At 49.9% G+C, this 24,297-nt stretch carries 17 protein-coding genes, 15 tRNA genes, 2 rRNA genes and 1 pseudogene; 31 read left to right on the top strand and 4 right to left on the bottom strand.

The annotated features are described in order from the left end of the window. Window positions 1–107 precede the first annotated feature (107 nt). The 8 genes from KP014_RS27090 to KP014_RS27055 all read left to right on the top strand — a co-directional run bounded on the left by KP014_RS27090 (window position 108) and on the right by KP014_RS27055 (window position 9,079). The gene (locus tag KP014_RS27090) at window positions 108–491 is read left to right on the top strand and encodes a hypothetical protein (RefSeq protein WP_036597112.1); all 384 of its coding nucleotides are present in this window, start codon (window positions 108–110) and stop codon (window positions 489–491) included. A gap of 288 nt (window positions 492–779) precedes the next feature. After that, a complete protein-coding gene (gene gatC / locus KP014_RS27085; protein WP_036597114.1) occupies window positions 780–1,067 on the top strand; it encodes an Asp-tRNA(Asn)/Glu-tRNA(Gln) amidotransferase subunit GatC in 288 nt (95 codons plus the stop codon). Window positions 1,068–1,092: 25 nt separating this feature from the next. Continuing rightward, window positions 1,093–2,550, top strand: coding sequence for an Asp-tRNA(Asn)/Glu-tRNA(Gln) amidotransferase subunit GatA (gene gatA / locus KP014_RS27080; protein WP_036597116.1), 1,458 nt, complete (start codon window positions 1,093–1,095; stop codon window positions 2,548–2,550). Window positions 2,551–2,579: 29 nt separating this feature from the next. Beyond that, on the top strand, window positions 2,580–4,019 hold the full coding sequence (gene gatB, locus KP014_RS27075) for an Asp-tRNA(Asn)/Glu-tRNA(Gln) amidotransferase subunit GatB (RefSeq protein WP_090834468.1): 1,440 nt from the start codon (window positions 2,580–2,582) through the stop codon (window positions 4,017–4,019). 82 nt (window positions 4,020–4,101) lie between these two features. Then, the gene (locus KP014_RS27070; RefSeq protein WP_036597119.1) at window positions 4,102–4,572 is read left to right on the top strand and encodes a GNAT family N-acetyltransferase; all 471 of its coding nucleotides are present in this window, start codon (window positions 4,102–4,104) and stop codon (window positions 4,570–4,572) included. 35 nt (window positions 4,573–4,607) lie between these two features. Then, window positions 4,608–6,524, top strand: a complete 1,917-nt coding sequence (locus KP014_RS27065; protein WP_051500218.1) for a DUF4097 family beta strand repeat-containing protein — start codon at window positions 4,608–4,610, stop codon at window positions 6,522–6,524. A gap of 132 nt (window positions 6,525–6,656) precedes the next feature. Continuing rightward, window positions 6,657–7,088, top strand: coding sequence for a Fur family transcriptional regulator (locus KP014_RS27060; RefSeq protein ID WP_036597121.1), 432 nt, complete (start codon window positions 6,657–6,659; stop codon window positions 7,086–7,088). A gap of 278 nt (window positions 7,089–7,366) precedes the next feature. Next, complete coding sequence (locus KP014_RS27055; RefSeq protein ID WP_036597126.1) at window positions 7,367–9,079, top strand: glycosyl hydrolase family 18 protein; 1,713 nt, start codon at window positions 7,367–7,369, stop codon at window positions 9,077–9,079. A gap of 107 nt (window positions 9,080–9,186) precedes the next feature. On the opposite strand, the gene KP014_RS27050 is transcribed toward KP014_RS27055, so the two are convergent. Next, entirely contained in the window at window positions 9,187–9,552 is a 366-nt protein-coding gene (locus KP014_RS27050; RefSeq protein WP_036597128.1) for a YgzB family protein, read from the bottom strand. A 136-nt stretch (window positions 9,553–9,688) separates the two neighbouring features. On the opposite strand from KP014_RS27050, the gene KP014_RS27045 reads away from it, so the two are divergent. The 18 genes from KP014_RS27045 (at window position 9,689) to KP014_RS26960 (ending at window position 17,449) form a co-directional block, all read left to right on the top strand. Beyond that, entirely contained in the window at window positions 9,689–10,561 is an 873-nt protein-coding gene (locus KP014_RS27045; protein ID WP_036597130.1) for a nucleotidyltransferase-like protein, read from the top strand. A 508-nt stretch (window positions 10,562–11,069) separates the two neighbouring features. Beyond that, window positions 11,070–12,624: ribosomal RNA gene (locus KP014_RS27040) — 16S ribosomal RNA — on the top strand. 229 nt (window positions 12,625–12,853) lie between these two features. Then, a 23S ribosomal RNA gene (locus tag KP014_RS27035) occupies window positions 12,854–15,779 on the top strand. The 16S and 23S rRNA genes sit together here with 15 tRNA genes alongside, the layout of an rRNA operon. Before the next feature lie 61 nt (window positions 15,780–15,840). Continuing rightward, window positions 15,841–15,916, top strand: a tRNA-Asn gene (locus KP014_RS27030). Between the two features lie 4 nt (window positions 15,917–15,920). After that, a tRNA-Ser gene (locus KP014_RS27025) sits at window positions 15,921–16,012 on the top strand. A gap of 12 nt (window positions 16,013–16,024) precedes the next feature. Continuing rightward, a tRNA-Glu gene (locus KP014_RS27020) sits at window positions 16,025–16,099 on the top strand. Window positions 16,100–16,153: 54 nt separating this feature from the next. Continuing rightward, a tRNA-Val gene (locus KP014_RS27015) sits at window positions 16,154–16,229 on the top strand. A gap of 32 nt (window positions 16,230–16,261) precedes the next feature. Next, window positions 16,262–16,338: transfer RNA gene (locus KP014_RS27010), tRNA-Met, on the top strand. A 27-nt stretch (window positions 16,339–16,365) separates the two neighbouring features. After that, window positions 16,366–16,442 (top strand) — tRNA-Asp (locus KP014_RS27005). Window positions 16,443–16,462: 20 nt separating this feature from the next. After that, a tRNA-Phe gene (locus KP014_RS27000) sits at window positions 16,463–16,538 on the top strand. Between the two features lie 20 nt (window positions 16,539–16,558). Next, window positions 16,559–16,634 (top strand) — tRNA-Thr (locus KP014_RS26995). A gap of 7 nt (window positions 16,635–16,641) precedes the next feature. Continuing rightward, window positions 16,642–16,727, top strand: a tRNA-Tyr gene (locus KP014_RS26990). A gap of 4 nt (window positions 16,728–16,731) precedes the next feature. Beyond that, window positions 16,732–16,805: transfer RNA gene (locus KP014_RS26985), tRNA-Trp, on the top strand. A 27-nt stretch (window positions 16,806–16,832) separates the two neighbouring features. Continuing rightward, a tRNA-His gene (locus KP014_RS26980) sits at window positions 16,833–16,908 on the top strand. A gap of 21 nt (window positions 16,909–16,929) precedes the next feature. Continuing rightward, window positions 16,930–17,004: transfer RNA gene (locus KP014_RS26975), tRNA-Gln, on the top strand. Window positions 17,005–17,008: 4 nt separating this feature from the next. Continuing rightward, window positions 17,009–17,083, top strand: a tRNA-Gly gene (locus tag KP014_RS26970). A gap of 9 nt (window positions 17,084–17,092) precedes the next feature. Next, window positions 17,093–17,166, top strand: a tRNA-Cys gene (locus KP014_RS26965). Window positions 17,167–17,366: 200 nt separating this feature from the next. After that, window positions 17,367–17,449 (top strand) — tRNA-Leu (locus KP014_RS26960). A gap of 51 nt (window positions 17,450–17,500) precedes the next feature. On the opposite strand, the pseudogene KP014_RS26955 reads toward KP014_RS26960, so the two are convergent. The 3 genes and pseudogenes from KP014_RS26955 to KP014_RS26945 all read right to left on the bottom strand — a co-directional run. Next, window positions 17,501–17,680, bottom strand: a pseudogene (locus KP014_RS26955) (tyrosine-type recombinase/integrase); the annotation flags it as partial. A 635-nt stretch (window positions 17,681–18,315) separates the two neighbouring features. Then, entirely contained in the window at window positions 18,316–19,080 is a 765-nt protein-coding gene (locus tag KP014_RS26950; RefSeq protein WP_036600700.1) for an SDR family oxidoreductase, read from the bottom strand. Between the two features lie 427 nt (window positions 19,081–19,507). Continuing rightward, window positions 19,508–20,506: an oxidoreductase gene (locus tag KP014_RS26945; RefSeq protein WP_036600701.1), complete on the bottom strand. Its 999-nt coding sequence runs from the start codon at window positions 20,504–20,506 to the stop codon at window positions 19,508–19,510. Between the two features lie 244 nt (window positions 20,507–20,750). Here KP014_RS26945 and KP014_RS26940 point away from each other — a divergent pair, with 244 nt between their 5' ends. The 5 genes from KP014_RS26940 to KP014_RS26920 all read left to right on the top strand — a co-directional run bounded on the left by KP014_RS26940 (window position 20,751) and on the right by KP014_RS26920 (window position 24,180). Continuing rightward, complete coding sequence (locus KP014_RS26940) at window positions 20,751–21,743, top strand: AraC family transcriptional regulator (protein ID WP_036600702.1); 993 nt, start codon at window positions 20,751–20,753, stop codon at window positions 21,741–21,743. Window positions 21,744–21,872: 129 nt separating this feature from the next. Continuing rightward, window positions 21,873–22,283, top strand: coding sequence for a MarR family winged helix-turn-helix transcriptional regulator (locus tag KP014_RS26935; RefSeq protein ID WP_036600703.1), 411 nt, complete (start codon window positions 21,873–21,875; stop codon window positions 22,281–22,283). 93 nt (window positions 22,284–22,376) lie between these two features. Continuing rightward, a complete protein-coding gene (locus KP014_RS26930) occupies window positions 22,377–23,213 on the top strand; it encodes an SDR family oxidoreductase (RefSeq protein ID WP_036600704.1) in 837 nt (278 codons plus the stop codon). 64 nt (window positions 23,214–23,277) lie between these two features. Further along, window positions 23,278–23,526: a DUF3703 domain-containing protein gene (locus KP014_RS26925; protein WP_036600705.1), complete on the top strand. Its 249-nt coding sequence runs from the start codon at window positions 23,278–23,280 to the stop codon at window positions 23,524–23,526. A gap of 150 nt (window positions 23,527–23,676) precedes the next feature. Beyond that, a complete protein-coding gene (locus KP014_RS26920) occupies window positions 23,677–24,180 on the top strand; it encodes a VOC family protein (protein WP_216700429.1) in 504 nt (167 codons plus the stop codon). Window positions 24,181–24,297: the final 117 nt, after the last annotated feature.

Genomic DNA, 24,297 nt, shown 5'->3' with positions numbered 1-24,297 from the left:
TGTATATTTTCAATTTTGCGCCGTTTCTTCCTGTAGACAGCTCTATCTTTTTTTAGTAGACTGTGAAAAAGCACAACATGAAAGATATTGGCTCAGGAGGTAGGGCGATGCTGCGTTTAGGAGAAAAGGTTGTCATTGTCGCGGACGCTTTCGAGCAGAATCTTCCTATCGGGGACTATGGGTACGTGATTGCTTACGACCGTAATCCTGATAATGCGTTTGATTATGTCATTCGCATCCCTCAGGCGAACCGGAACTTTTACGTCACGGCGGAAGACGTTGAGACGGAAGCGGATCTGCTGATCGAGGAAGCGGAGAGAACTACGCAAGAGGCATTGATTGATTATGCCCTGTCCACGCACAACGAGAAACTGTTTTACCAATTGATGAACGGTGAGGCTGAGCAGGCGGAAGATGTAGAGACCAGTCCCAAGGAGAACATGTCCCAGTCGGAATTCATCAAGCAGGTGAATCTTCGGGCCTGGATTTAAGGAAAGCCGGCGCAAGCCGGTTTTTTTGTAATATCAGAGAGTCTGAGCTGCATGAGCAAGCTTCCTGGTGTTATAGAAAACTACTGCCAAAGAAGAACTCGGCTAAAGAAGGATTCAGCAGCCTTTTACAAAAGCACCCATCGGTGCTTTTCTTGTTTTCATCCGTTTCCGAGAAGGGTTGCTCTCGTCATCTGCGGGCATAACCGCATTGAATTGTCCACGTTTCTACAATATAATTAGTAACGTTATCCGGGCGCTTTAGCCCTTTAAACAGGAGGGATACCCAAAATGAGCATTACGGTCAAGGATGTGCAGCATGTAGCCCGTCTGGCTCGTCTGCATTTAAGTCCGGAGGAAGAGGCTATGTTTACGGAGCAGATGAACTCCATTTTACAATATGCGGAGAAATTGAGCGGACTTGATACGGAAGGCGTTCAGCCGACGACTCATGTGCTGCATGTCAGCAATGTTATGCGCGAGGATGTCGTAAAGGAGAGCCTTTCGCTTGAGGAAGCACTGCTTAACGCGCCGGAAGAAGAAGACGGACAGTTCAAAGTTCCGGCGGTTTTGGAATAATTTAAATAGGTAGGGAGATGACATTTTGAGCCTGTTTCAATATCGGTTGTCTGAATTACATAATATGCTGCATTCCGCGCAAGTTTCGGTCAGCGAGCTGACTGAGGAATCGCTGTCGGCAATCGCGCGGGTGGACGGCGATGTGCACGCTTTCCTCACCCTTAATGAAGAAGGCGCCCGCGCGGCAGCCCGCGAATTGGATGACAAGCTGGCATCCGGGGCGTCAAGAGGGCTGCTGTTCGGAATGCCTGCCGGCATTAAGGACAATATTGTGACCAAAGGGCTGCGCACGACCTGCGCGAGCCGTTTCCTTGATAATTACCAGCCGATTTATGACGCAACCGTTGCCGCCAAGCTGCGCCAGGCGGACGCCGTGACGATCGGCAAGCTGAATATGGACGAGTTCGCCATGGGCGGCTCGAACGAGAACTCCGCCTACGGGGCGGTCCGCAATCCTTGGGATTTGGAGCGCGTACCGGGCGGCTCCAGCGGCGGCTCCGCTGCGGCGGTGGCTGCGGGCGAAGTATTCTTTGCCCTCGGCTCAGACACCGGCGGCTCGATCCGCCAGCCCGCTTCGTACTGCGGCGTTGTCGGCCTGAAGCCGACCTACGGCCTTGTCTCCCGCTACGGCCTCGTGGCGTTTGCCTCCTCGCTTGACCAGATCGGCCCGCTGACGCGGACCGTTGAGGATTCCGCCTATGTACTGCAGGCGATTGCCGGTTATGACGCCCAGGACTCCACGTCCGCCAAGGTCGATATTCCCGACTATTTGAGCGCTCTTACCGGCGATATCAAAGGCCTTCGCATTGCCGTGCCGAAGGAATACCTGGGCGAAGGCGTCGACGCTTCCGTCCGCGAGACGGTGCTGTCAGCGCTCAAAGTTCTGGAAGAGCTCGGCGCAGTCTGGGAAGAGGTTTCCCTGCCGCATACCGAATATGCGGTAGCGACTTATTATCTGCTTGCTTCCTCGGAGGCTTCCTCCAATCTGGCCCGTTTCGACGGGGTGCGCTACGGCGTGCGTGTTGACGAGGGCGGCAATCTGCTCGATTTGTATCATAATTCGCGCAGCCATGGTTTTGGCCTGGAAGTTAAGCGCCGGATTATGCTTGGAACCTATGCGCTCAGCTCGGGCTATTACGATGCCTACTATTTGAAGGCGCAGAAGGTGCGCACACTGATTAAGCAGGATTTTGACGAAGTATTTAAGAAGTACGACGTGGTAATTGGACCGACCGCCCCGACGACGGCGTTCAAGCTCGGCTCACAGACCGAGGACCCGCTTACCATGTATTTGAACGATATTTTGACCATTCCGGTCAATCTGGCCGGCATCCCTGCCGTCAGCATTCCTTGCGGTTTTGCCGAAGGACTGCCTGTCGGGCTGCAGATTATCGGCAAAGAATTCGATGAGAGTACGGTGCTGCGCGTCGCGCACGCCTATGAACAGCATACCGATTACCATAAGCAGCGTCCGCAGCTGTAAACGGTCGATAAGGAGGGAAAGAGATTATCATGCCATCATCCAAGTATGAAACAGTCATTGGACTGGAGGTTCACGTCGAGCTTCACACGAAGTCCAAAATTTTCTGCGGCTGCTCCACGGAATTCGGCGCGCCGCCCAATACGCATACCTGTCCCGTCTGTCTGGGACATCCCGGCGTACTGCCCGTATTAAACCGCCAGGCGGTGGATTATGCAATGAAAGCCGCCATGGCGCTGAACTGCACGATCGGCGACGTCAGCAAGTTTGACCGCAAGAACTATTTTTATCCCGATTCGCCGAAGGCTTACCAGATTTCGCAGTATGACCAGCCGATCGGCTTGAACGGATGGATCGATATCGAAGTGAACGGCGAAACGAAGCGAATCGGCATTACCCGGCTGCATCTGGAAGAGGATGCCAGCAAGCTTACGCATGTGGATGGCGGTTTCGGCACGCTCATCGACTTCAACCGGGTAGGGACTCCGCTGATTGAAATCGTCTCCGAGCCGGATCTTCGCTCCCCTGAAGAAGCCCGCGCCTATCTGGAGAAGATGCGGGCGATTATGCAGTACTGCGACGTTTCCGACGTTAAGATGGAAGAAGGCTCTATGCGCTGCGATGCGAACATCAGCCTGCGCCCCTTCGGCCAGAAGGAATTCGGCATCCGAGCCGAGCTGAAGAACATGAACTCCTTCCGCGGCGTGCTGCGCGGTCTGGAGTATGAAGAGTACCGCCAGGCGGATATTCTCGATGGAGGCGGCGAAGTCGTGCAGGAAACCCGCCGCTGGGATGACGCCCAGGGCAAGACTTTTTCCATGCGCGGCAAGGAAGAAGCCCATGACTACCGGTATTTTCCCGATCCGGACCTGATTGTGCTGCATCTTGATGACGCTTGGAAAGAAGCCATCCGTTCTTCCATTCCCGAGCTTCCGGATGCGCGGCGGGTTCGCTATAGCGAGGAGTATGGTCTGCCCGCTTACGACGCCGGAGTAATCACCGCATCCAAACCGGTCGCCGACTTCTTTGAAGGAAGCTTGAATTTCACCAGCGATGCCAAGGCCGTCGCCAACTGGATTATGGGCGATCTGCTCGCTTACCTGAACGGAAACAACCTGGAACTGTCTCAGGTTAAGATTACGCCGCAGGGACTCGGCGAAATGATTGGGCTTATCGCCAAGGGAACCATCAGCAGCAAGATTGCCAAAACCGTATTCAAAGAAATGCTCGAAACCGGCAAGCTTCCGGCACAGATTGTGGAAGAGAAGGGGCTTGTACAGATCAGCGACGAAGGCGCGATCAAGGGAATCGTGGAAGCAGTCGTGGCAGCCAACCCGCAATCCGTGGAGGACTACAAGGCAGGCAAGCAGAAAGCGATCGGCTTCCTTGTGGGTCAAGTCATGAAGGAAAGCAAAGGCAAGGCGAATCCGGGGCTTGTCAACAAGCTTTTGGCTGAAGTGTTGAACGGTTGACATAAGATACAATAAATGGGTAATTAATACTGAGGGCTTGTCGGCAGCGGCAGGCCTTCAGCAATATAAGGAGATACCCGGTATGAGCAAAATAGTGAAGCTGGACCTGCAGGACGAGGGGACGCTTAGTGACCTGTGGAGCCTTCAGCATAAAGCCTACCGCCTGGAAGCACAGTTGATCGGCTTTAATTCCATTCCTCCGCTGCTTGAGACGCGGGATACACTCAGAAATTGCGGCGAGGATTTTTACGGCTGCCTGAGTGAAGACGGGGGACTGTCGGGCGCCGTAGCCACGGAAGAAGAGCGTCCGGACAGCTTAACGATTACACGTATGATGGTCAGTCCAGATCATTTCCGTAAAGGAATTGCCGGTCGGCTGCTGGAGCATGTATTTGCGCTTTATCCGGATAAGGAGCGTTTTATTGTGTCGACGGGCAAAAAGAACGCGCCGGCGGTATCTTTATACCGCAAGCATGGCTTTATTCCCATAACTTCCTCGGAAGTAGCCCCCGGTGTCGAACTGATCGAATTTAACAGGAGCGGCAAACGTTGATTCGGCGAAATTACACGAGAAAGGAGAAGGCCCGAATGAAAAATGAACCCCGTATGACGTTGTCCGCGAAGGAGCAGGAAAGTTATTCTGTAATGGAACGCGGTGATAAGCAGCTTGTCACTGTGGAAGAGAGCGGCGGCGCAGAAGTCATTCCTCCCCGCAAAAAGCAGCGTCCCGTTAAGCGCAAGTTCATAGCCGGTCTGCTGGCAGCCATGGTCCCCGGGACCGGTCATTTGTATTTGGGCCTTCTTCGGAAAGGGATTTCCTTTCCTTTTGTGATTGTGCTGGATATAGCGGCGCTGCTGTATTTTTCTTCCATCGGCATGCAGATCAATGTGCCTCTTCTTATTTTGCTTGCTCTGTTTATTCCGGCTGTCTATTTCTATAATGTATATGATGCTCTGCAATCGGCGGACAGGATGATTCGTCTTCGCAAAATGCCTGGGGCTGCGGATACCGCCATGGATTCCGTTCAGGAGCAGCGCCGGCGTTTCATCAGCGAACCGGGAATCTCATTTGGTCTGCTCCTGCTGCTCGGAGGAATAATGCTGTTCTTTTTCCGGCAAAGACCGGTCTGGCTGAGGTACTTTATCGAGCATCAGGCAGGCGCGGCCGTGGGAATTCTCTTGATCGCGGGAGGAGTGTTCCTTGCAGCGAGGGAGATTGGTATAAAAATGTTCCGCAGGCGGCATGAAGACCGGATCGGACGCTATACCGCTTCCTTCCTGCTGATAGGAGTCGGCATTTTACTGTTCCGGGACTGGCAATGGGGAACCGACCATATGCTGCTGCTGCTGAAATGGTGGCCGGCTCTTCCTGTATTGTGGGGTTTGGAGTACCTGTCTAATTTCTTTATTTCGCGGCGTCCCGGCAAAGCCGTAACCGGTCCAAGATTCCGTCTGGATTTTCGGGGTCTTCTGCCTGCTGTCCTGCTTGGCGCAAGCGTGTTTATCGTCTCGGAGCAGGAGCATTACCTGCATCTGTGGAATAAGGTCAGCCTCAATTTGACGGCTGCCGCCGTTGACTACGGGGAGGCGAAAGGCAGCAAATTTCAGAAGCCTGTGCTGACGGTTCCGGTGGAATTGCGATCCGCCAAGCTTGCCATTGACGCGATCAACGGGGATATCGTTGTGCACCGAAGTCCGATTGATCAGATAGAGGTTACATCTACTGTGTGGGTTGACCAGTTGGAAGGGGCAAGAGCGGAAGCCATCTCGGATCAATCGTTCATTGAAGTTACCGAAGGGCCCACCATAAAGCTGACGACCAAGGGTAAAGCTTATGGTGAATCGGGCAAGCGCCAGCCGCGCATCGATTTGGATATTTCCCTTCCGGACAACCGCCGTTTCAATCTGGATATCAGAACAATGAATGGCGGTATTACGCTGCAAAATACAGAGGCGATCCAGGACATTTCACTTGAAACCGGCAACGGACCGATCATTTTGCATAAGGTCTTCGGCAGTATCAAAGGGAAGACCTACAATGGAGAAGTAAAAGTCAGAGAAATTGAGGGCGATGTGGACCTTTCCACAAACGGGGGCGATATGCGGGCTTGGGACGTTACGGGGTCTTTGAAGCTTTCAACGGCAGTCGGCAATATCAGTGCTGATCGCAGCCGAACCGATATCGACGTCTCCACCAAGAACGGCAATGTGGTGGTGAATGAGGCCAGATCGTCACTTAACGCTCAGTCTCTAAATGGAATTATTGACGTCCGTTCTCCTTATGTACAGGGTGACTGGAATATTTACAGCGCGGTTGGCGATATCAATCTCCACCTGCCTGCAGAAGGGAGCTATTCCTTGAAGGGTTCCAGCAGCTATGGCGACATCATTTCGGACATACCGGGGCTCGTCATCGACAAAAAAACGATCTCCGGCAAAGTGGGTATGGGTGAATATAAGGTGGAGGTTGAAGGGAACAGCAACTTAAATGTGATAGAAAATTGAACAAACTAATTTTTATTAAATAATAATCAATATAATTAACTGACTGCGTTGACAATATTGAAAGGTCGGTCTTACAATAAATACAAGAGCGTTTACTTAATACAAGATCGACATGTAAAGGCGGTGACAGGGATGGGAAGCGGCGTACAGCACGCATTGGAACAATTGAAAACAACCGGTGTCCGTATTACGCCTCAGCGTCATGCGATTTTAACTTATTTGATGGAATCGATGAATCATCCTACCGCAGACGAGATCTATCGTGCACTGGAGCCGAAGTTTCCGAGCATGAGCGTGGCAACCGTGTACAATAACTTGAAAATGTTCATGGAAGCCGGAATGGTTCGCGAACTGACCTATGGCGACAATTCCAGCCGCTTTGATGCTAATGTAACCGATCATTACCATATCATATGCCAGGATTGCGGCAAAATCGAGGATTTTAGTTACCCGGCGCTGCATGAGGTCGAACGCCAGGCGGAATTAACTACCGGCTTCATAGTGAACGGTTTGCGTATGGAACTTTACGGTATTTGCAGCTGCTGTGCGGGCAAGCGGCATTGATGTTGAATGATAACTTAATAATGCATAGCGTAAGACTCCGCCGTCTTGGAAGGCAGGAGACTCTTTTGCCAAAAAGTAACGAGAACGTGCGGGGTCCGAAAAAACAGCGGATAACTCACGTTTTCTTTTTTTAAAATATAAAATTTATAAGTTTCACGCTTTCAATGGCCTTATATTTCGACGAGAAACGTACTTGCGTCCTTCAAGGACGCCATTAGGCGTTTCTTCTTGGCAGCATTTTCCTCACTTTAAATTCAGCAGAGTATGGAGGATCTATTTTGAACAGAAGACAGAAGCATGGACACGGACGCGCCGTTAGGCGAAGCGGTGTTCTTCGCAGACTTGCAGGATTGTTAATCATTGCGGCAGCGGCATATGCGTTAATCTTTTATATACTGCCAAATCCCCTTCACGTCGATCCGGAGTGGAAAGGAACGGACAAGCCTATTTTCGTCAAGGGCCAATATACCGGATTTTCCGCTTCCGGAACCGGGGATAACTTGCTGCTGCCTCTTCCGATTTTGGAGAAAGCGGTAGATCCCTCTATCCGGTACGAATCCGGGACAAAGTCGGTCATTCTTTCAACGGACAGCAAGCTTTTATATATGCAGGCAGACAAGACGGCGGCCAGCCTTAACAATAAGCCGATTCAGCTTAGGCTGGCTCCCGAAGAACGGGATGGAGTCACCTATTTGCCGGCCGAACCGCTTAAAAGCTTATATGGCCTCGATGTGCAGGAGAACGCGGATACGGGAGCGGTTCTGTTAATGGCCGCCGGTGAGACGTTCCCACTCGGAGAAGTGAAGGAAGATAAGGCCGTGCTGCGTACCGAGGCGACGATTCACGCGCCCATCCTAGCCAACATGACGCCCGGGACGAAGCTAAGAATCTGGAGCCGACACGGGGAGTGGCTGTACGCTCAAATGAATAACGGTTTTGCCGGTTATGTGAAGGCGGCGGGTATTGCGGAGACCGGAATCAAGACGGTGGAGAAGACAACATCCGAACCAACCCGGGCGGAGCGCAGTTGGGACGGCAAAGCCGTGAGCTTAACCTGGGAAGCCGTGTACGACCGAAATCCGAACCCTGGTTCCATCGGCAAGCTGAACGGCGTTAATGTCGTGAGTCCTACATGGTTCAAAATTGTGGATGGCGAAGGAAACGTACGCAGCCAGGCAGATCAGGCTTATGTGAAATGGGCACACGATCAAGGGATGGAAGTATGGGGACTTCTAAGTAATGATTTCGATCCCGACTTAACCACACAAGCGTTGTCCACCTATGAAAAACGGATGAGAACGATCGTACAAATGCTGGAATACTGCGATCTTTATAATCTGGACGGCGTTAATATCGATTTTGAAAATGTATATACCAAGGATGGCGGTAATGTAACGCAATTTATGCGCGAGCTGAAGCCGATGGCCCAAGCGAAAAATCTCATTCTATCCATCGACGTCACTCCCAAATCGAACAGCGAAATGTGGTCGCTCTTTCTCGACCGGCGCTCGCTGGGAACATTGGCCGATTTTATGATCGTGATGGCTTATGATGAGCACTGGGCTTCCAGCCCTGAGGCTGGTTCGGTCGCATCGCTCTCCTGGTCGCGGAACTCGGTAGAGCGCATTCTTGAAGAAGATGCAGTGCCGGCGAAGAAGCTTGTTTTGGGCGTTCCGCTGTATACCCGCATTTGGACAGAAAAAAAGGCTGCAGGAAAGACGGAAGTAAGCTCCAAGGCGGTTAGCATGGACGCCGTTGCGGATATTATCCGCTCCAAGAAGCTGACACCCGTATTTTTCGAAAATGCCGGACAAAACTATGTGGAGTACAAGGAAGACGGAGTTCTCCGCAAAATATGGATTGAAGACAAGGTGTCGCTGCAGTCGAGAGTGAAGCTGGCCAAGTCTTTGAACCTGGGAGGTATTGCGACCTGGAACCGCAGCTTTGCGGGAGTTGGGGCATGGGAAGCGCTGAGCGGAATTCATCAATAATAATGCAAATGACAAAAGAGGCTTCCCTGAGTGGGGGCCTCTTTTTCTGTTACAGCCGGTTCTGACTCTACCGCTGCTTTTGTTTCCTTACGCTTCAGATTCGGGGATTATTGCTTAAGTTGTTCGTTTTTTAGCTGTTCGGAGGTTATGGTCGCCTGCTGCGGGTCCAAGGTAAGAATCGTATGACAGAACATGCAGCGATCCGTTTTTCCGAGCATTTTGGTCAGTTTGCCGCATTCCGGGCATTCAATCTGAACGGCGCTTGTAGACAGCATGCCTGCCCAAAAATAAATTGCAAGACTAGCCATCATGGAAACCAAGCCAATCACAAGCCCGAATGCCGCGAAAATTTTGCCCGTCTGACCCCAAAATACAATACCGGCTGTTCCCAGTATCATGAGCCCCATTCCGAACATGGTCAACAGCAGGCCCCATGTGCGAAAAGCGTTAATCTTGGCGGATTTAAAGGTCATGAGTCATTTCTCCCAGCTAAAATATAGTTCGGTCGTCCGGAAGGAACTAACATGGAAATGTAGAATAATTAGATTATAAGATAAGAGAATTATAACTGAATTGACGCAAAATCGCCAAATTTGATGGAGGACGATAATGGAATTATCCAATCTGACATTATTAAATGGAGATATTTTTGACGCGAACGCCCTTGGAGCGATTGCTTTGGACTCCCAAGGCAAGGCCCCTTTTCAGAGCGCCCTTCTTCATGAGTTCGATAGGGTTGTAATGCTTCTGCACGAGGATAGGGAAGAGAACCAGCTTGTTGGCAACATGATTGCAGGCGAATTGCGGACCCAGACTCTTAGAGTTGGGCTTTCGATATTGCAGCGCTCCATTATAACAGGAGGCAATAACGAGCTTATTACCTGTCTGCTGGAAGGAGATATTATTTGGGACCCTCAGGAAGTTCTGGAGCAGCTTCGCGCAGAGGTGAATTCCTTTGAGCAGCCGCTAAGAGAGCGGATACTGTTTATAGAGTTTGCCCGGTTTCTGCACATGTATGTGAAGTCGAAACGTTACTTGCAGGCCGGTTGTATAATGGATTCGTACAATTGTATTCTAATGGCTCTGTATCATTGGGCACGAATGGAGGTCGGCGAGGCTGGCCACTATCCGACACCAGCGGTATGGGAGCAGGTGAAGAGTCTGAACAACTCGGTCTATAAGCTGTACGAGGAATTGACAATCAGCGGCGAAACGATGGATCAGAGAATTCAGCTTGTTCAGCTTGCTTGTGAGTTCTCCCTTGTGTCCAAAATGGGCGATTGCTGCAAATGGTTCCTTGACCTCCTGGAGGAGCGGAAGGGACCGTGGAGCATAGAGGAGCTTCTCGAACTTTCTGAATTAAAATATGTAGAAGCGGAACTGCCGTTTGTTCTTCGCAAGCTGGCATCCCGATCACTGATTCGGGAAATTGCGTCGTGGAGCGACGCGGGCGGCGGGTATCGGGTGCGATATACTTTATAGTCCAATTGTCTAATTTTAAATATCGAGCTTGTTTATGAACTTGAGAGGCGTAGCGCTCTCTTTTTTTATTTTATTAAGGAAATGGGGGAGGATGACAACAATATTTATAGTTGACTGCCTGGTCGTTCATGTGATACATTATAACTCGTCCCTCGGGAGTGAACAGCGATAAAACGTTCACAGAGGCAACCGAAATAAAATTGATTCAAAAAAAAGGTTGACTAATTCGAGGGAAACGTGATATATTATAAAGGTCGCCGCGTGAGACACGGTGATGAACTGAGAGAGACATTGATCTTTGAAAACTGAACAACGAGTGAGTGGGGATTCGCTTCTAGCGAGTTCCAAAAGAGATGGATTTCACAGCGTGGTTCACGCTTTGGAAAGACCATCATGAGAATGTAAATTCTCGTCAGATGTTTCAACATGAGCTAATCGCTCTATCGATAGACTTTTCGGATGGTTATTTTCTCGGAGTGATTTGAGGAAGTGACCGCACGAAAAAACCTTATTGGAGAGTTTGATCCTGGCTCAGGACGAACGCTGGCGGCGTGCCTAATACATGCAAGTCGAGCGGATGTTATCGAAAGCTTGCTTTCGATAACATTAGCGGCGGACGGGTGAGTAACACGTAGGCAACCTGCCCCTTGAACTGGGATAACTACCGGAAACGGTAGCTAATACCGGATAATTCCTCTTGGCACCTGCTGGGAGGCTGAAAGGCGGAGCAATCTGCTGTCAAGGGATGGGCCTGCGGCGCATTAGCTAGTTGGTGGGGTAACGGCTCACCAAGGCGACGATGCGTAGCCGACCTGAGAGGGTGAACGGCCACACTGGGACTGAGACACGGCCCAGACTCCTACGGGAGGCAGCAGTAGGGAATCTTCCGCAATGGGCGAAAGCCTGACGGAGCAACGCCGCGTGAGTGATGAAGGTTTTCGGATCGTAAAGCTCTGTTGCCAGGGAAGAACGTCTTGTAGAGTAACTGCTACAAGAGTGACGGTACCTGAGAAGAAAGCCCCGGCTAACTACGTGCCAGCAGCCGCGGTAATACGTAGGGGGCAAGCGTTGTCCGGAATTATTGGGCGTAAAGCGCGCGCAGGCGGCTGTTTAAGTCTGGTGTTTAAACCATGGGCTCAACCTGTGGTCGCACTGGAAACTGGGCAGCTTGAGTGCAGAAGAGGAAAGTGGAATTCCACGTGTAGCGGTGAAATGCGTAGAGATGTGGAGGAACACCAGTGGCGAAGGCGACTTTCTGGGCTGTAACTGACGCTGAGGCGCGAAAGCGTGGGGAGCAAACAGGATTAGATACCCTGGTAGTCCACGCCGTAAACGATGAGTGCTAGGTGTTAGGGGTTTCGATACCCTTGGTGCCGAAGTTAACACAGTAAGCACTCCGCCTGGGGAGTACGGTCGCAAGACTGAAACTCAAAGGAATTGACGGGGACCCGCACAAGCAGTGGAGTATGTGGTTTAATTCGAAGCAACGCGAAGAACCTTACCAGGTCTTGACATCCCTCTGAATCGCCTAGAGATAGGCGCGGCCTTCGGGACAGAGGAGACAGGTGGTGCATGGTTGTCGTCAGCTCGTGTCGTGAGATGTTGGGTTAAGTCCCGCAACGAGCGCAACCCTTGACTTTAGTTGCCAGCAGGTGAAGCTGGGCACTCTAGAGTGACTGCCGGTGACAAACCGGAGGAAGGTGGGGATGACGTCAAATCATCATGCCCCTTATGACCTGGGCTACACACGTACTACAATGGCCGGTACAACGGGAAGCGAAGCCGCGAGGCGGAGCCAATCTTATAAAGCCGGTCTCAGTTCGGATTGCAGGCTGCAACTCGCCTGCATGAAGTCGGAATTGCTAGTAATCGCGGATCAGCATGCCGCGGTGAATACGTTCCCGGGTCTTGTACACACCGCCCGTCACACCACGAGAGTTTACAACACCCGAAGTCGGTGGGGTAACCCGCAAGGGAGCCAGCCGCCGAAGGTGGGGTAGATGATTGGGGTGAAGTCGTAACAAGGTAGCCGTATCGGAAGGTGCGGCTGGATCACCTCCTTTCTATGGAGAATCGTTTCCCGCAGCGGAAACATTCAAATCGGAAGCTTAGCTTCCAAAACTCAGGTTTAGGCCTGTTGCTCACTCGTTGCTCAGTTTTGAGAGCTCAAACTCTCAAAAGCAAGAACTTGATCCTTGAAAACTGGATACCGAAACGAAAATTGCGTTTTAGAACATCTTTTAGCTGAGCTTGTGTCAAGCGATTGAACAAGTGAAGGAAAAGTGCTTAGTTGGTTAAGCTAGTAAGAGCACACGGAGGATGCCTAGGCGCCAGGAGCCGAAGAAGGACGTGGCGAACAACGAAAAGGCCTCGGGGAGCTGTAAGCAAGCGTGGATCCGGGGGTGTCCGAATGGGGAAACCCGGCTGTGGTAATGCACAGTCACTTCTCTCTGAATTCATAGGAGAGTTAGAGGCAGACCAGGGGAACTGAAACATCTAAGTACCCTGAGGAAGAGAAAACAAGAGTGATTCCGTCAGTAGCGGCGAGCGAACGCGGAACAGCCTAAACCGAAGAGCTTGCTCTTTGGGGTTGTGGGACGTCTCACATGGAGTTACAAAGGAATAGGATAGGTGAAGAGGTCTGGAAAGGCCCGCGATAGAGGTAAAAGCCCTGTAGCCCAAATTCTGTTCCCTCCGAGACGGATCCCGAGTAGTGCGGGGCACGTGAAACCCCGTATGAATCCGGCAGGACCATCTGCCAAGGCTAAATACTCCCTGGCGACCGATAGTGAAACAGTACCGTGAGGGAAAGGTGAAAAGCACCCCGGAAGGGGAGTGAAACAGTACCTGAAACCGTGTGCTTACAAGAAGTCAGAGCCCATTTTAGGGGTGATGGCGTGCCTTTTGTAGAATGAACCGGCGAGTTACGTTTAACGTGCAAGGTTAAGGCGAGAAGCCGGAGCCGCAGCGAAAGCGAGTCTGAATAGGGCGACTAAGTACGTGGGCGTAGACCCGAAACCGTGTGATCTACCCCTGTCCAGGGTGAAGGTGCGGTAACACGCACTGGAGGCCCGAACCCACGCACGTTGAAAAGTGCGGGGATGAGGTGGGGGTAGCGGAGAAATTCCAATCGAACTCGGAGATAGCTGGTTCTCCCCGAAATAGCTTTAGGGCTAGCCTCGGATTTGAAGTCGTGGAGGTAGAGCACTGATTGGGTGCGGGGCCCGCAAGGGTTACCAAGCTCAGTCAAACTCCGAATGCCATGGACTTGCGTCCGGGAGTCAGACAGTGAGTGCTAAGATCCATTGTCAAAAGGGAAACAGCCCAGACCATCAGCTAAGGTCCCCAAGTGTGTGTTTAGTGGGAAAGGATGTGGAGTTGCACAGACAACCAGGATGTTGGCTTAGAAGCAGCCACCATTGAAAGAGTGCGTAATAGCTCACTGGTCGAGTGACTCTGCGCCGAAAATGTAACGGGGCTAAACACACCACCGAAGCTATGGCTTGATGCTTTGCATCAGGGGTAGGGGAGCGTTGTATGCGGGTTGAAGGTTGACTGTAAGGACAGCTGGACTGCATACAAGTGAGAATGCCGGTATGAGTAACGAAAAGATCAGTGAGAATCTGATCCGCCGAAAGCCCAAGGTTTCCTGAGGAAGGCTCGTCCGCTCAGGGTAAGTCGGGACCTAAGGCGAGGCCGACAGGCGTAGTCGAAGGACAACAGGTTGATATTCCTGTACCACCATAATCCGTTATGAGCAATGGGGGGACGCAGGAGGGTAGTGACGCGGACTGATGGATGTCCGTCCAAGCAGCGAGGCTGGTGTATAGGCAAATCCGTACACCATAAGGCTGGGCTGTGATGGGGAGCGAAAATTGTAGTAGCGAAGGTCATGATCTCACACTGCCAAGAAAAGCCTCTAGCCAGGAGAAGGTGCCCGTACCGCAAACCGACACAGGTAGGCGAGAAGAGAATTCTAAGGCGCGCGGAAGAACTCTCGTTAAGGAACTCGGCAAAATGACCCCGTAACTTCGGGAGAAGGGGTGCCTCGGTAGGGTGAATAGCCCGAGGGGGCCGCAGTGAAAAGGCCCAAGCGACTGTTTAGCAAAAACACAGGTCTGTGCGAAGCCGCAAGGCGAAGTATACGGGCTGACGCCTGCCCGGTGCTGGAAGGTTAAGGGGAGCGGTTAGGAGCAATCCGAAGCTGTGAACCGAAGCCCCAGTAAACGGCGGCCGTAACTATAACGGTCCTAAGGTAGCGAAATTCCTTGTCAGGTAAATTCTGACCCGCACGAATGGCGTAACGACTTGGGCGCTGTCTCAACGAGAGATCCGGTGAAATTTTAATACCTGTGAAGATGCAGGTTACCCGCGACAAGACGGAAAGACCCCATGGAGCTTTACTGCAGCTTGATATTGAACTTGGGTACGATCTGTACAGGATAGGTGGGAGCCTTGGAAGCCGGAGCGCCAGCTTCGGTGGAGGCATCGTTGGGATACCACCCTGATCGTATCTAGGTTCTAACCTGGTACCCTAAGCGGGTACGGGGACCGTGTCAGGCGGGCAGTTTGACTGGGGCGGTCGCCTCCTAAAGTGTAACGGAGGCGTCCCAAGGTTCCCTCAGAATGGTTGGAAATCATTCGAAGAGTGCAAAGGCAGAAGGGAGCTTGACTGCGAGACCTACAAGTCGAGCAGGGACGAAAGTCGGGCTTAGTGATCCGGTGGTACCGCATGGAAGGGCCATCGCTCAACGGATAAAAGCTACCCTGGGGATAACAGGCTTATCTCCCCCAAGAGTCCACATCGACGGGGAGGTTTGGCACCTCGATGTCGGCTCATCGCATCCTGGGGCTGAAGTAGGTCCCAAGGGTTGGGCTGTTCGCCCATTAAAGCGGTACGCGAGCTGGGTTCAGAACGTCGTGAGACAGTTCGGTCCCTATCTGTCGTGGGCGTAGGAAATTTGAGAGGAGCTGTCCTTAGTACGAGAGGACCGGGATGGACGTACCGCTGGTGCACCAGTTGTTCCGCCAGGAGCATGGCTGGGTAGCTACGTACGGACGGGATAAGCGCTGAAAGCATCTAAGCGTGAAGCCCCCCTCAAGATGAGATTTCCCAAGTTAGTAAGACCCCTTGAAGACGACGAGGTAGATAGGTTGGAGGTGGAAGTGCTGCAAAGCATGGAGCTGACCAATACTAATCGGTCGAGGGCTTATCCAAAATAACGCAATCTTTCGTTTCGATCCAGTTTTCAGGCGATCAAGCCTGAATTGAATATTGTTCCCTGATAGCTCAGTTGGTAGAGCACTCGACTGTTAATCGAGTTGTCACAGGTTCGAGTCCTGTTCGGGGAGCCATTATGGAGAGGTGTCCGAGTTGGCCGAAGGAGCACGATTGGAAATCGTGTAGGCGTCAAAAGCGTCTCGAGGGTTCGAATCCCTCTCTCTCCGCCATCATTTTAATGAGGCCCGTTGGTCAAGGGGTTAAGACACCTCCCTTTCACGGAGGTAACAGGGGTTCGAATCCCCTACGGGTCACCATATCTTTACTTGATTTCATGTTGTAGAATTTGATAAGATAACAATTGTTATTTTGGAGGCTTAGCTCAGCTGGGAGAGCATCTGCCTTACAAGCAGAGGGTCGGGGGTTCGATCCCCTCAGCCTCCACCATCTATACAACATTTAAATAGATATATTACTGACGCGGGGTGGAGCAGCCCGGTAGCTCGTCGGGCTCATAACCCGAAGGCCGCAGGTTCAAATCCTGCCCCCGCAACCAAATCTTCTTATCAAAGAAGTGCCTCGTGGAACCGTGGTGTAGAGGCCTAACATGCCTGCCTGTCACGCAGGAGATCGCGGGTTCGAATCCCGTCGGTTCCGCCATTTTATGAATCTCAATGTTTGGCTCGGTAGCTCAGTCGGTAGAGCAGAGGACTGAAAATCCTCGTGTCGGCGGTTCGATTCCGTCCCGAGCCACCATGAGTATAATAATTGAATAGGCCGGTGTAGCTCAACTGGTAGAGCAACTGACTTGTAATCAGTAGGTTGGGGGTTCAAGTCCTCTCGCCGGCACCATTTTCTTGGAGGATTAGCGAAGTGGCCAAACGCAGCAGACTGTAAATCTGTTCTCTTACGAGTTCGGTGGTTCGAATCCATCATCCTCCACCAGTTTAGGGGCATAGTTTAAAGGTAGAACAGCGGTCTCCAAAACCGTTAGTGTGGGTTCAATTCCTGCTGCCCCTGCCAATGTAATTTAGCATTCCTTACCATATGGCGGTCGTGGCGAAGGGGTTAACGCACCGGATTGTGGCTCCGGCATTCGTGGGTTCAAGTCCCATCGATCGCCCCATATTTTCAATTTGGAATGCATTGGGGATTAGCCAAGCGGTAAGGCAACGGACTTTGACTCCGTCACGCATAGGTTCGAATCCTATATCCCCAGCCATTTCGCGGACGTGGCTCAGCGGTAGAGCATCGCCTTGCCAAGGCGAGGGTCGCGGGTTCGATTCCCGTCGTCCGCTCCATCTTAATACGGCGCCATAGCCAAGTGGTAAGGCACAGCTCTGCAAAAGCTCTATCCCCAGTTCGAATCTGGGTGGCGCCTCCATTGCTTTTAATAAGCATATGTTAATTTGTTCTGCGCCGGTGTGGCGGAACTGGCAGACGCGCGCGACTCAAAATCGAGTTCGCAAGTCGAAGATTTACCCGCTAAAGCCTTGATATTACTGGTTTTCTTGATTCAATGGTTTTAAGTTCTCTCCTGTAGTTCTCTCCTTTTTCTTGAGAGGCAATGGAGACCATTATTTTGCCGGTGTGGCGGAATGGCAGACGCGGCGGACTCAAAATCCGCTCCTTGCAAGAGGGTGGGGGTTCGAGTCCCTTCACCGGCACTAACAGAGCAGATTTGTAAAATTGCCTTGAGCAGTTTTATGAATCTGCTTTTATATTTTTATAGCCTTATTCATGGTTGCGGCTGAATTAATTTTGGAACTAAACTCAAGGTGTGAATATGTGTTTGCGGTTGTAGAGTAATCACTATGGTCCAACCATTCTTGAACTTCTTTCATACTGACACCGTTGGCTAAAAACAGGGTGGCACAGCTGTGGCGAAGATCGCTTCCGCTTAGTCGCTTCTGGTGTTAGCAGACACAAGAGGAACGTACTTGAAACAGGACGTATAAAGTTGTCAAAGATCACGATGGCTGTAAGGAGAAAGACGCTTCATGAGCGCCCGTTTGTTCCTCCTATATAGTAAATGGGAAGATGTCACCTAAAAAGCAACCATCCCGATAAATTTCTTGATTCGTGAAAAAAATTACAAGCCGTGCGTTGAGAAATGTTCTCCACTAAGCACGGCTTGATACTCTCTTCAGAAGTAACGGTTAAGATCGAAACGGCGAACGGCCAGGATGAATGCGATCATCAATTGTTGTTTGCAATCTTCAAGCATCTACTTGTATCAGGATGAGACAGCGATTCCGAATTCCCTTTGAGGTTCCGTTCGCATAAAGAAGGTGAATTTCGTATTTTTTCATTTGATCACCTTCCCATTTTCTTCTATATAGAGAGGGTGAAACTAAAACATTTTACGGTCAATGAACTAGTGCGCTGACCGATCCAAATATAAGGTTTGTTTGGGGCTATAAACTGAGCAGCACGTACAAATCGCCTCATTCATATTTGAAATTTGATGCGGTCAAGGTACTAGGGTGGGGATTGGAAATAAAACCAAGATTCCTTCCGTTTTCAATTGGAATCAGAGAAACATGCCGCCGGAAGCCTCAATACGCTGCGCATTCACCCAGCTCATATCGGAAGTACATAAGGAAGCGACAACTCCGCCGATATCGTCGGCTTCTCCGACCCTGCCTAACGCCGTTTGCGAGCCGAAAAAATCCCTCGCCTCCTGATTTTCCTTCAATGCGCCCCCGCGAAAATCCGTAACGATCGCTCCGGGGGCGACCGTGTTGACTCGAATGCCTCTGTGTCCCCATTCTTTGGCCATATACTTCGTCAATATTTCGATTGCGCCTTTCATGGCTGCATAAGCTCCGTAGCCTTCAAGCGCAAAACGGGTCAGGCCCGTGGAAAGGTTAACAATCCCTCCGTTATCGGAAATGCGGGAAATCAACTTCTGTGTCAGGAAAAATACACCCTTGAAGTGCACGTTCATCAAGCTGTCGAATTGTTCCTCTGTTGTGTTCGCAAGCGGCGCGGTCAGCCCGAATCCCGCATTGTTGATCAGAAAGTCGAAATGCTCTTGATTCCATTTTTTTTTAAGCACGGTTGAAAGTTGGGATTCAAATGCTTCGAAAGAGGATACGTCACCCGTATCAAGTTGCAGTGCGGCAGCCTTTCGGCCGTTGCCTTCGATTTCCTTGACGACCGATTCTGCTTCTTCCTTCCGGGTATGATAAGTGACGATGACGTCAATTCCTTTGCGGGATAGCGCGATGGCGGAATTCCTGCCTAGCCCGCGGCTACCTCCTGTTACTAACGCGATCTTGTTTGTTGTATCCATTGTTCATTCTCCTTTAATACTTGATCATTCTAATTTTTTGTCTATAGTGATAATCTCACTTCGAGTTAATTGGTAGTGGAAAATTAGGTTACGGGCTCCTCGAACTGGTCTTTTTTATAACTACTAGAACGAACGTTCAATCCAATTGACGGAAGATGGAACACGTTAAATAAACCGATTTTCATCCCGATAATGGTTTAGGACAAGGGAGAATAGCAGCCTGTGAGCTTGTGCGGAAATGATAAATGTTTATGCATAGATTTGACAGGAGCTCTGAGGGCATGATTCCTTGCGAAGGGCGAAAGCCACAGGCTTCGCAACGGCTGGTGAGACTATCGTGCACACCACTCCATGTCTAATCAGTTGCTTTTCAGTGCATAAGCAATTGCTGCAAAACTGAGCACTTTCACTTTGCAATAAACAAACGTTAGAACTTCAGAGCGATAAGTTGTTCACTCAGACTCCAGAGGCGATTGGCCACTTCGGGATCGACTGCATAAGGCATGACGCCGACCTTTCGGGTCGAATCTCCGAGGGTCCACTCGACCACATCCTCCTCGGGCACCGGTCGGGCTACCTCGCAGTTCTCGCAATAGACGCCGCCAATTCCGTTGAGTTGTGGACTCGTTGCACACCAGACGCTGGTTGCTGCTCCCTGCTCCACAGTCTTCCTTCCCTTTGCCGGGTCAAAGACAAGCTTTCCGTTCTCGTCGATAGATCCGGCCGCCCGCAGCTCCTCGTCCGAGAGATGCTTTCCGAGACCGGTACCGGCAATGTTGCCTGGGTGGAGAGAGAAGGCGCGTACTCCGTCGGCCTTGCCACGTTGATCCAGTGCGAGTGCGAAAAGGATGTTGGCTGTCTTCGACTGGCCATAGGCCGACCATGGGTCGTAGTCGCGTTGTTCGAAGTTGGGATCCTCGAACACGATGGGAGAAAAGCGGTGTCCCCATGAGGATACCGATACCACTCGTGCACCGTTCGCCTGGAGCAGGGCGGGCCAAAGACGCGCCACAAGCTGAAAGTGCCCTAGGTGGTTTGTCGCGAATTGCGACTCATACCCCCGCGCATCACGTGCAAGGGGACGTGCCATGATCCCTGCGCTGTTCACTAGAATGTGCAGCGGCCGGTCGGAGGCAAGAAACCTTTCTGCGAAGTCATCAATCGAGTTGGGGTTGAGGAGGTCCATCGTTTCAATTTCAACACCGTCGAGACTGTCCAACGCACTTTTGGCCTTGTCGAGATCGCGGGCCGGGATAATGACCTCAGCACCAGCGGAACGCAGCACTCGTGCAGTCTCCAGTCCGATGCCCGAATAGCCACCGGTGACGATGGCGGTTTTTCCGCTCAAATCGCAGCCGCGGATAATCTCGCTGGCTGTCGTGCTAGCTCCAAAGCCGGAGTTGATGGGAGTTTGTTGGGTCAACATAGTATAGTAAGAAACCTCCTTTATAATTTACTCAAGGATATTATGACTTGAATAGGATAAGCGAAATAGACCGTTTCTGCAAAAACCTTGCCTAAAGCTGCAAAATGCTATATTTTTCATCGTTCGACTGTATGGTGCTGTACCGCGAAGAATGTATACTATTTAATAACGATGGAACGAAGAAATTCATAGATAGGTGGAAGTTCCGTATCCAAATGACTTATAAAAAAGGAGGTAATCATAAATGTCGAAACAGAAATTCCATACTTTATTTGGAGAGAACATCTCAACTCATCAAAAGGTATTGGATCAAATCATTACGATGACAGAGAGGATAACCAACGTAGAGGGAAGCACGCAAACGATAATTCCGTTTCTTTCTATTATCCGAAAAAGTCATCAAACCCCACTGAATCCAAGTGTTTTGACTCCTTCATTTTGTCTTATTCTTCAAGGGACAAAGAAACTGCATCTTGGGCAAGACATGATTCATTATCACTCTGGCGATTACTTGGCGTCAGTAATTGATATGCCTGCATCTGCACAAGTTATCGGCGCAACAAAAGAAACCCCATATATCGGTCTTCATGTTGATATTACGACGAAAGAAATCGCTTCTGTGGTAATGGAGGCTGAAATCAACGTTAAACCTAAGGATAAAAAGCTGAATCCCGGCGTATTCATTGGGAGATCCGATTCCGACCTTTTAAACTTATTTATCAGATTGCTCAAACTTATTGACAAACCCAAAGAAGCTCGTTTTCTGTCTCCACTCATTAAGCGTGAAATGATTTTTAATTTATTGTCAGGGGACTATGGACACTTATTTTTCCAACAGGTATTTTTTGACCAACAAGCTGACGGAATTGGCAAAGCCATCTCATGGATAAGAGAAAATTACGCCCGCTCATTTAGCGTCCAGGAGCTCGCAAAATCAAGCAACATGAGCGTTTCGGGGCTCCATCATAAGTTCAAGGCCGTCACTACAATGGGGCTTTTACAGTATCAGAAGCTACTACGGCTTCAGGAAGCAAGACGCCTCATGCTGAGCGGTTCTATGGATGCAACAACTGCGGCTCTGGAGGTTGGTTATGAAAGTCCCTCCCAATTTAGCCGAGAATACCGGAGACTTTTCGGCCTGCCTCCTCATAAAGATATAAAAGCTGTGAAAAAAAGTACTGCGGAAGGCTACGTGGAGCATGATGCAAAGACTATCGGAGTTCACACAAAAACTTGATCTTTAATCCAAAATTATTTTATAGTCTGTTTACCGAGTTGCTTTTTTATCCGAAAATAGGGAATGGTACAATAATAGCAGCTTTGGGAATCTTCCCAAGTATACATTCGTCAGAAAAGGTGTGTTTATATGGAATCATATCAATTATTATCCTATCAGATGCGTGATATTAAAAATGCACTCACCGGAGTATTGAATAGGGTGCTTCTTCGATATGACGTTTCTCCCGTAATGATGTTTACACTTGAATTGCTTCTAAAACATCCTGAATATATTGCGATGGATATTGCCTCAGAAGTTGGCGTAACACGTGGAGCTATTACTCAGTTGCTAGATAAAATGGAAAAGCAAGGACTAGTTTCTCGCCATCCTCACCCCACAAGCCGTAGAAGCCTACAGATCCGGGTGACCGATCAAGGACATGCTTTAGCGAATTCGGTCCTTAGCGAATATCATGAGCAAATTGCAAAAATGTTCGACGTGTACTCAAATGATGAAATCGCTACCCTAAGTAAACTTTTGAGTAAGCTTCCGCTGTAAACTTTTCGTAAGCAGTGTGTTGACAAAACAGTTGGCATGCATTAATGTTTAATTATTAAACAGTTTAAAAAATAAACATATGGAGTGATACTTATGAGCAGAGTAATCTGTATTACCGGTGCATCCTCCGGAATCGGGTTGGCAACCGCATTATTATTCGCGGCAGAAGGCTGGACTGTCTATGCTGGAACAAGGAATATTGAAAGAGATCAACAAAAATACATCCACAGAAACCTTAACTTCGTGAATATTGACGTTACCAAGCAAGATACAATTGAACGTGCGATCCAAACCATTGATCAGTATCATGGTCGATTGGATTTGCTTTTTTGCAATGCGGGCTTCGGATACGTGAAAGCATTGAACCAGACGGAAATCAAAGATGTCCAAGAAGTCTTTGATACCAATGTCTACGGCGTTATTCGTACCATCCGGGAGGCATTCCCTTTAATGCGCAAAGCAGGCGGTGGACATATCGTCGCCACCTCAAGTATTAGCGGCTTAGTTGGTCAAGCTCTGAATGAGGTGTACTGCGCCAGTAAATTTGCTCTTGAGGGTTTAATTGAGAGTTTGGCCACGTATTATAAGCCGTATTTCAATATCGACGTTACGCTTATTGAACCTGGGGCTATCAATACGAATTTTAGTAATACGGTTATGTCCCAAATTGCTGCAAATGGCGGAATTCCTGAAGATGAATTTAAACCGGTATTCGATGCATTCATCTCGACTTTTGGTTCAGTCAACGCCGACCCTCAATCTCCTGAATCCGTGGCTAAAGTCGTGCTTGAATTGACACGTCTGGAGGAAAAGCCTCTGCGTATTCGGACTTCGGATGAAGCTGAACGCTTTGTGAGTTACAAGGTGGAGAACGACCCCAATGGTTTGAGTTGCTTATATGAAACGCGCAACATCCAATTGGGATTGTAAGTCATGACTTTATTCCTCAATCGGTGGCTTCCTGTTGACCACCTATTAACAAGGAGACATGAACATGGGGGAAAAGAACTTCGATCTCTTTGAACAAGAAATGGAAACTGGCAAAAATCTCGCCATCCAAGGGAAGTGGAAAGATGCATATCGTCACTTCGAAATCGCCCATGAACTCGGTCATAGCGTTAGAAAACGTCATTTGGCCGCACATCGTTCTGCCCTTCAAGCTGCTATAAAGACAAAACATCCAGGACGTATCTTTTATCAATTGTTCTTCCTTGGATTTGCAACTCTCACTTCAACACCGTGAAAATATTAAGGTTTCCGTTAAATGCCCTCATGTCTGAGCTTTTCACCATTCAAAAAGAAACCAGCTTGGCAGTGGAAGCGATGAAGTCAGTAGAAAAGAGGGGGATAGATTTGGACAGAGTTGCGATATTTATCTTAATAGGAGAACGAAATGTATGTTGAAAATCAAGCTTCAGACTCTAAAACAACGGGGGCGAGTAAAATGAATATTGCTACAGTAGGTACATTCACCTTTGACCATATGGGCCTTTCGGTCGCCGACCTTGATGCTCAGCGCCGCTTCTACGGTAAAGCCTTGGGTCTTGTTGAGGAAGAAGAACATTTCGAGATGCCCGAGGCGAAAATTAGATCAGTAATCCTTCGTGCTCCCGACGGGCTGAAAATCGAGCTCATAGAACGCGGTGAATCTAAACCCCAGAAATTTAAAGATCCATTTGACGCTTCTGGCACACAAGGTTACTTTCATTGGGCACTTTATGTGAAAGATCTAGAGAAGGTGTATTCGGATATCCTCGCTGCAGGTGCTGTTAGTGTCTCTCCTCCAGCGGATGCAGTTCGTCCTGGGGCCCGCTTTGCCTACGTGAAGGATCCGGAAGGCAATCTGATTGAGCTTATTCAGCCAGCCGCAGGTGATAAAGGCACCAAAACAAATTAACGCAATCGGCTGGATTCCGCCAAATTAAAAACATTATCTTTTCCATCACAACAATTATCAGACAATCAACTTTATTGACTGAAGAGCGCATTAGGTGTATTCTAAGTTAGAATGAAC

The organism is Paenibacillus sophorae, assembly GCF_018966525.1.
In the GTDB taxonomy this organism is placed as follows: domain Bacteria; phylum Bacillota; class Bacilli; order Paenibacillales; family Paenibacillaceae; genus Paenibacillus_AQ; species Paenibacillus_AQ sophorae.
This window is presented reverse-complemented; position numbering and strand designations above follow the sequence as displayed.

Excerpts from the sequence above, each read along its gene's own strand:
- KP014_RS27090 (WP_036597112.1), top strand. The coding sequence starts at position 108 with ATGCTGCGTTTAGGAGAAAAGGTTGTCATTGTCGCGGACGCTTTCGAG.
- gatC (WP_036597114.1), top strand. The coding sequence starts at position 780 with ATGAGCATTACGGTCAAGGATGTGCAGCATGTAGCCCGTCTGGCTCGT.
- gatB (WP_090834468.1), top strand. The coding sequence starts at position 2,580 with ATGCCATCATCCAAGTATGAAACAGTCATTGGACTGGAGGTTCACGTC.
- KP014_RS27070 (WP_036597119.1), top strand. The coding sequence starts at position 4,102 with ATGAGCAAAATAGTGAAGCTGGACCTGCAGGACGAGGGGACGCTTAGT.
- KP014_RS27065 (WP_051500218.1), top strand. The coding sequence starts at position 4,608 with ATGAAAAATGAACCCCGTATGACGTTGTCCGCGAAGGAGCAGGAAAGT.
- KP014_RS27060 (WP_036597121.1), top strand. The coding sequence starts at position 6,657 with ATGGGAAGCGGCGTACAGCACGCATTGGAACAATTGAAAACAACCGGT.
- KP014_RS27050 (WP_036597128.1), bottom strand. The coding sequence starts at position 9,552 with ATGACCTTTAAATCCGCCAAGATTAACGCTTTTCGCACATGGGGCCTG.
- KP014_RS27045 (WP_036597130.1), top strand. The coding sequence starts at position 9,689 with ATGGAATTATCCAATCTGACATTATTAAATGGAGATATTTTTGACGCG.
- KP014_RS26950 (WP_036600700.1), bottom strand. The coding sequence starts at position 19,080 with ATGGATACAACAAACAAGATCGCGTTAGTAACAGGAGGTAGCCGCGGG.
- KP014_RS26945 (WP_036600701.1), bottom strand. The coding sequence starts at position 20,506 with ATGTTGACCCAACAAACTCCCATCAACTCCGGCTTTGGAGCTAGCACG.
- KP014_RS26940 (WP_036600702.1), top strand. The coding sequence starts at position 20,751 with ATGTCGAAACAGAAATTCCATACTTTATTTGGAGAGAACATCTCAACT.
- KP014_RS26935 (WP_036600703.1), top strand. The coding sequence starts at position 21,873 with ATGGAATCATATCAATTATTATCCTATCAGATGCGTGATATTAAAAAT.
- KP014_RS26930 (WP_036600704.1), top strand. The coding sequence starts at position 22,377 with ATGAGCAGAGTAATCTGTATTACCGGTGCATCCTCCGGAATCGGGTTG.
- KP014_RS26925 (WP_036600705.1), top strand. The coding sequence starts at position 23,278 with ATGGGGGAAAAGAACTTCGATCTCTTTGAACAAGAAATGGAAACTGGC.
- KP014_RS26920 (WP_216700429.1), top strand. The coding sequence starts at position 23,677 with ATGTATGTTGAAAATCAAGCTTCAGACTCTAAAACAACGGGGGCGAGT.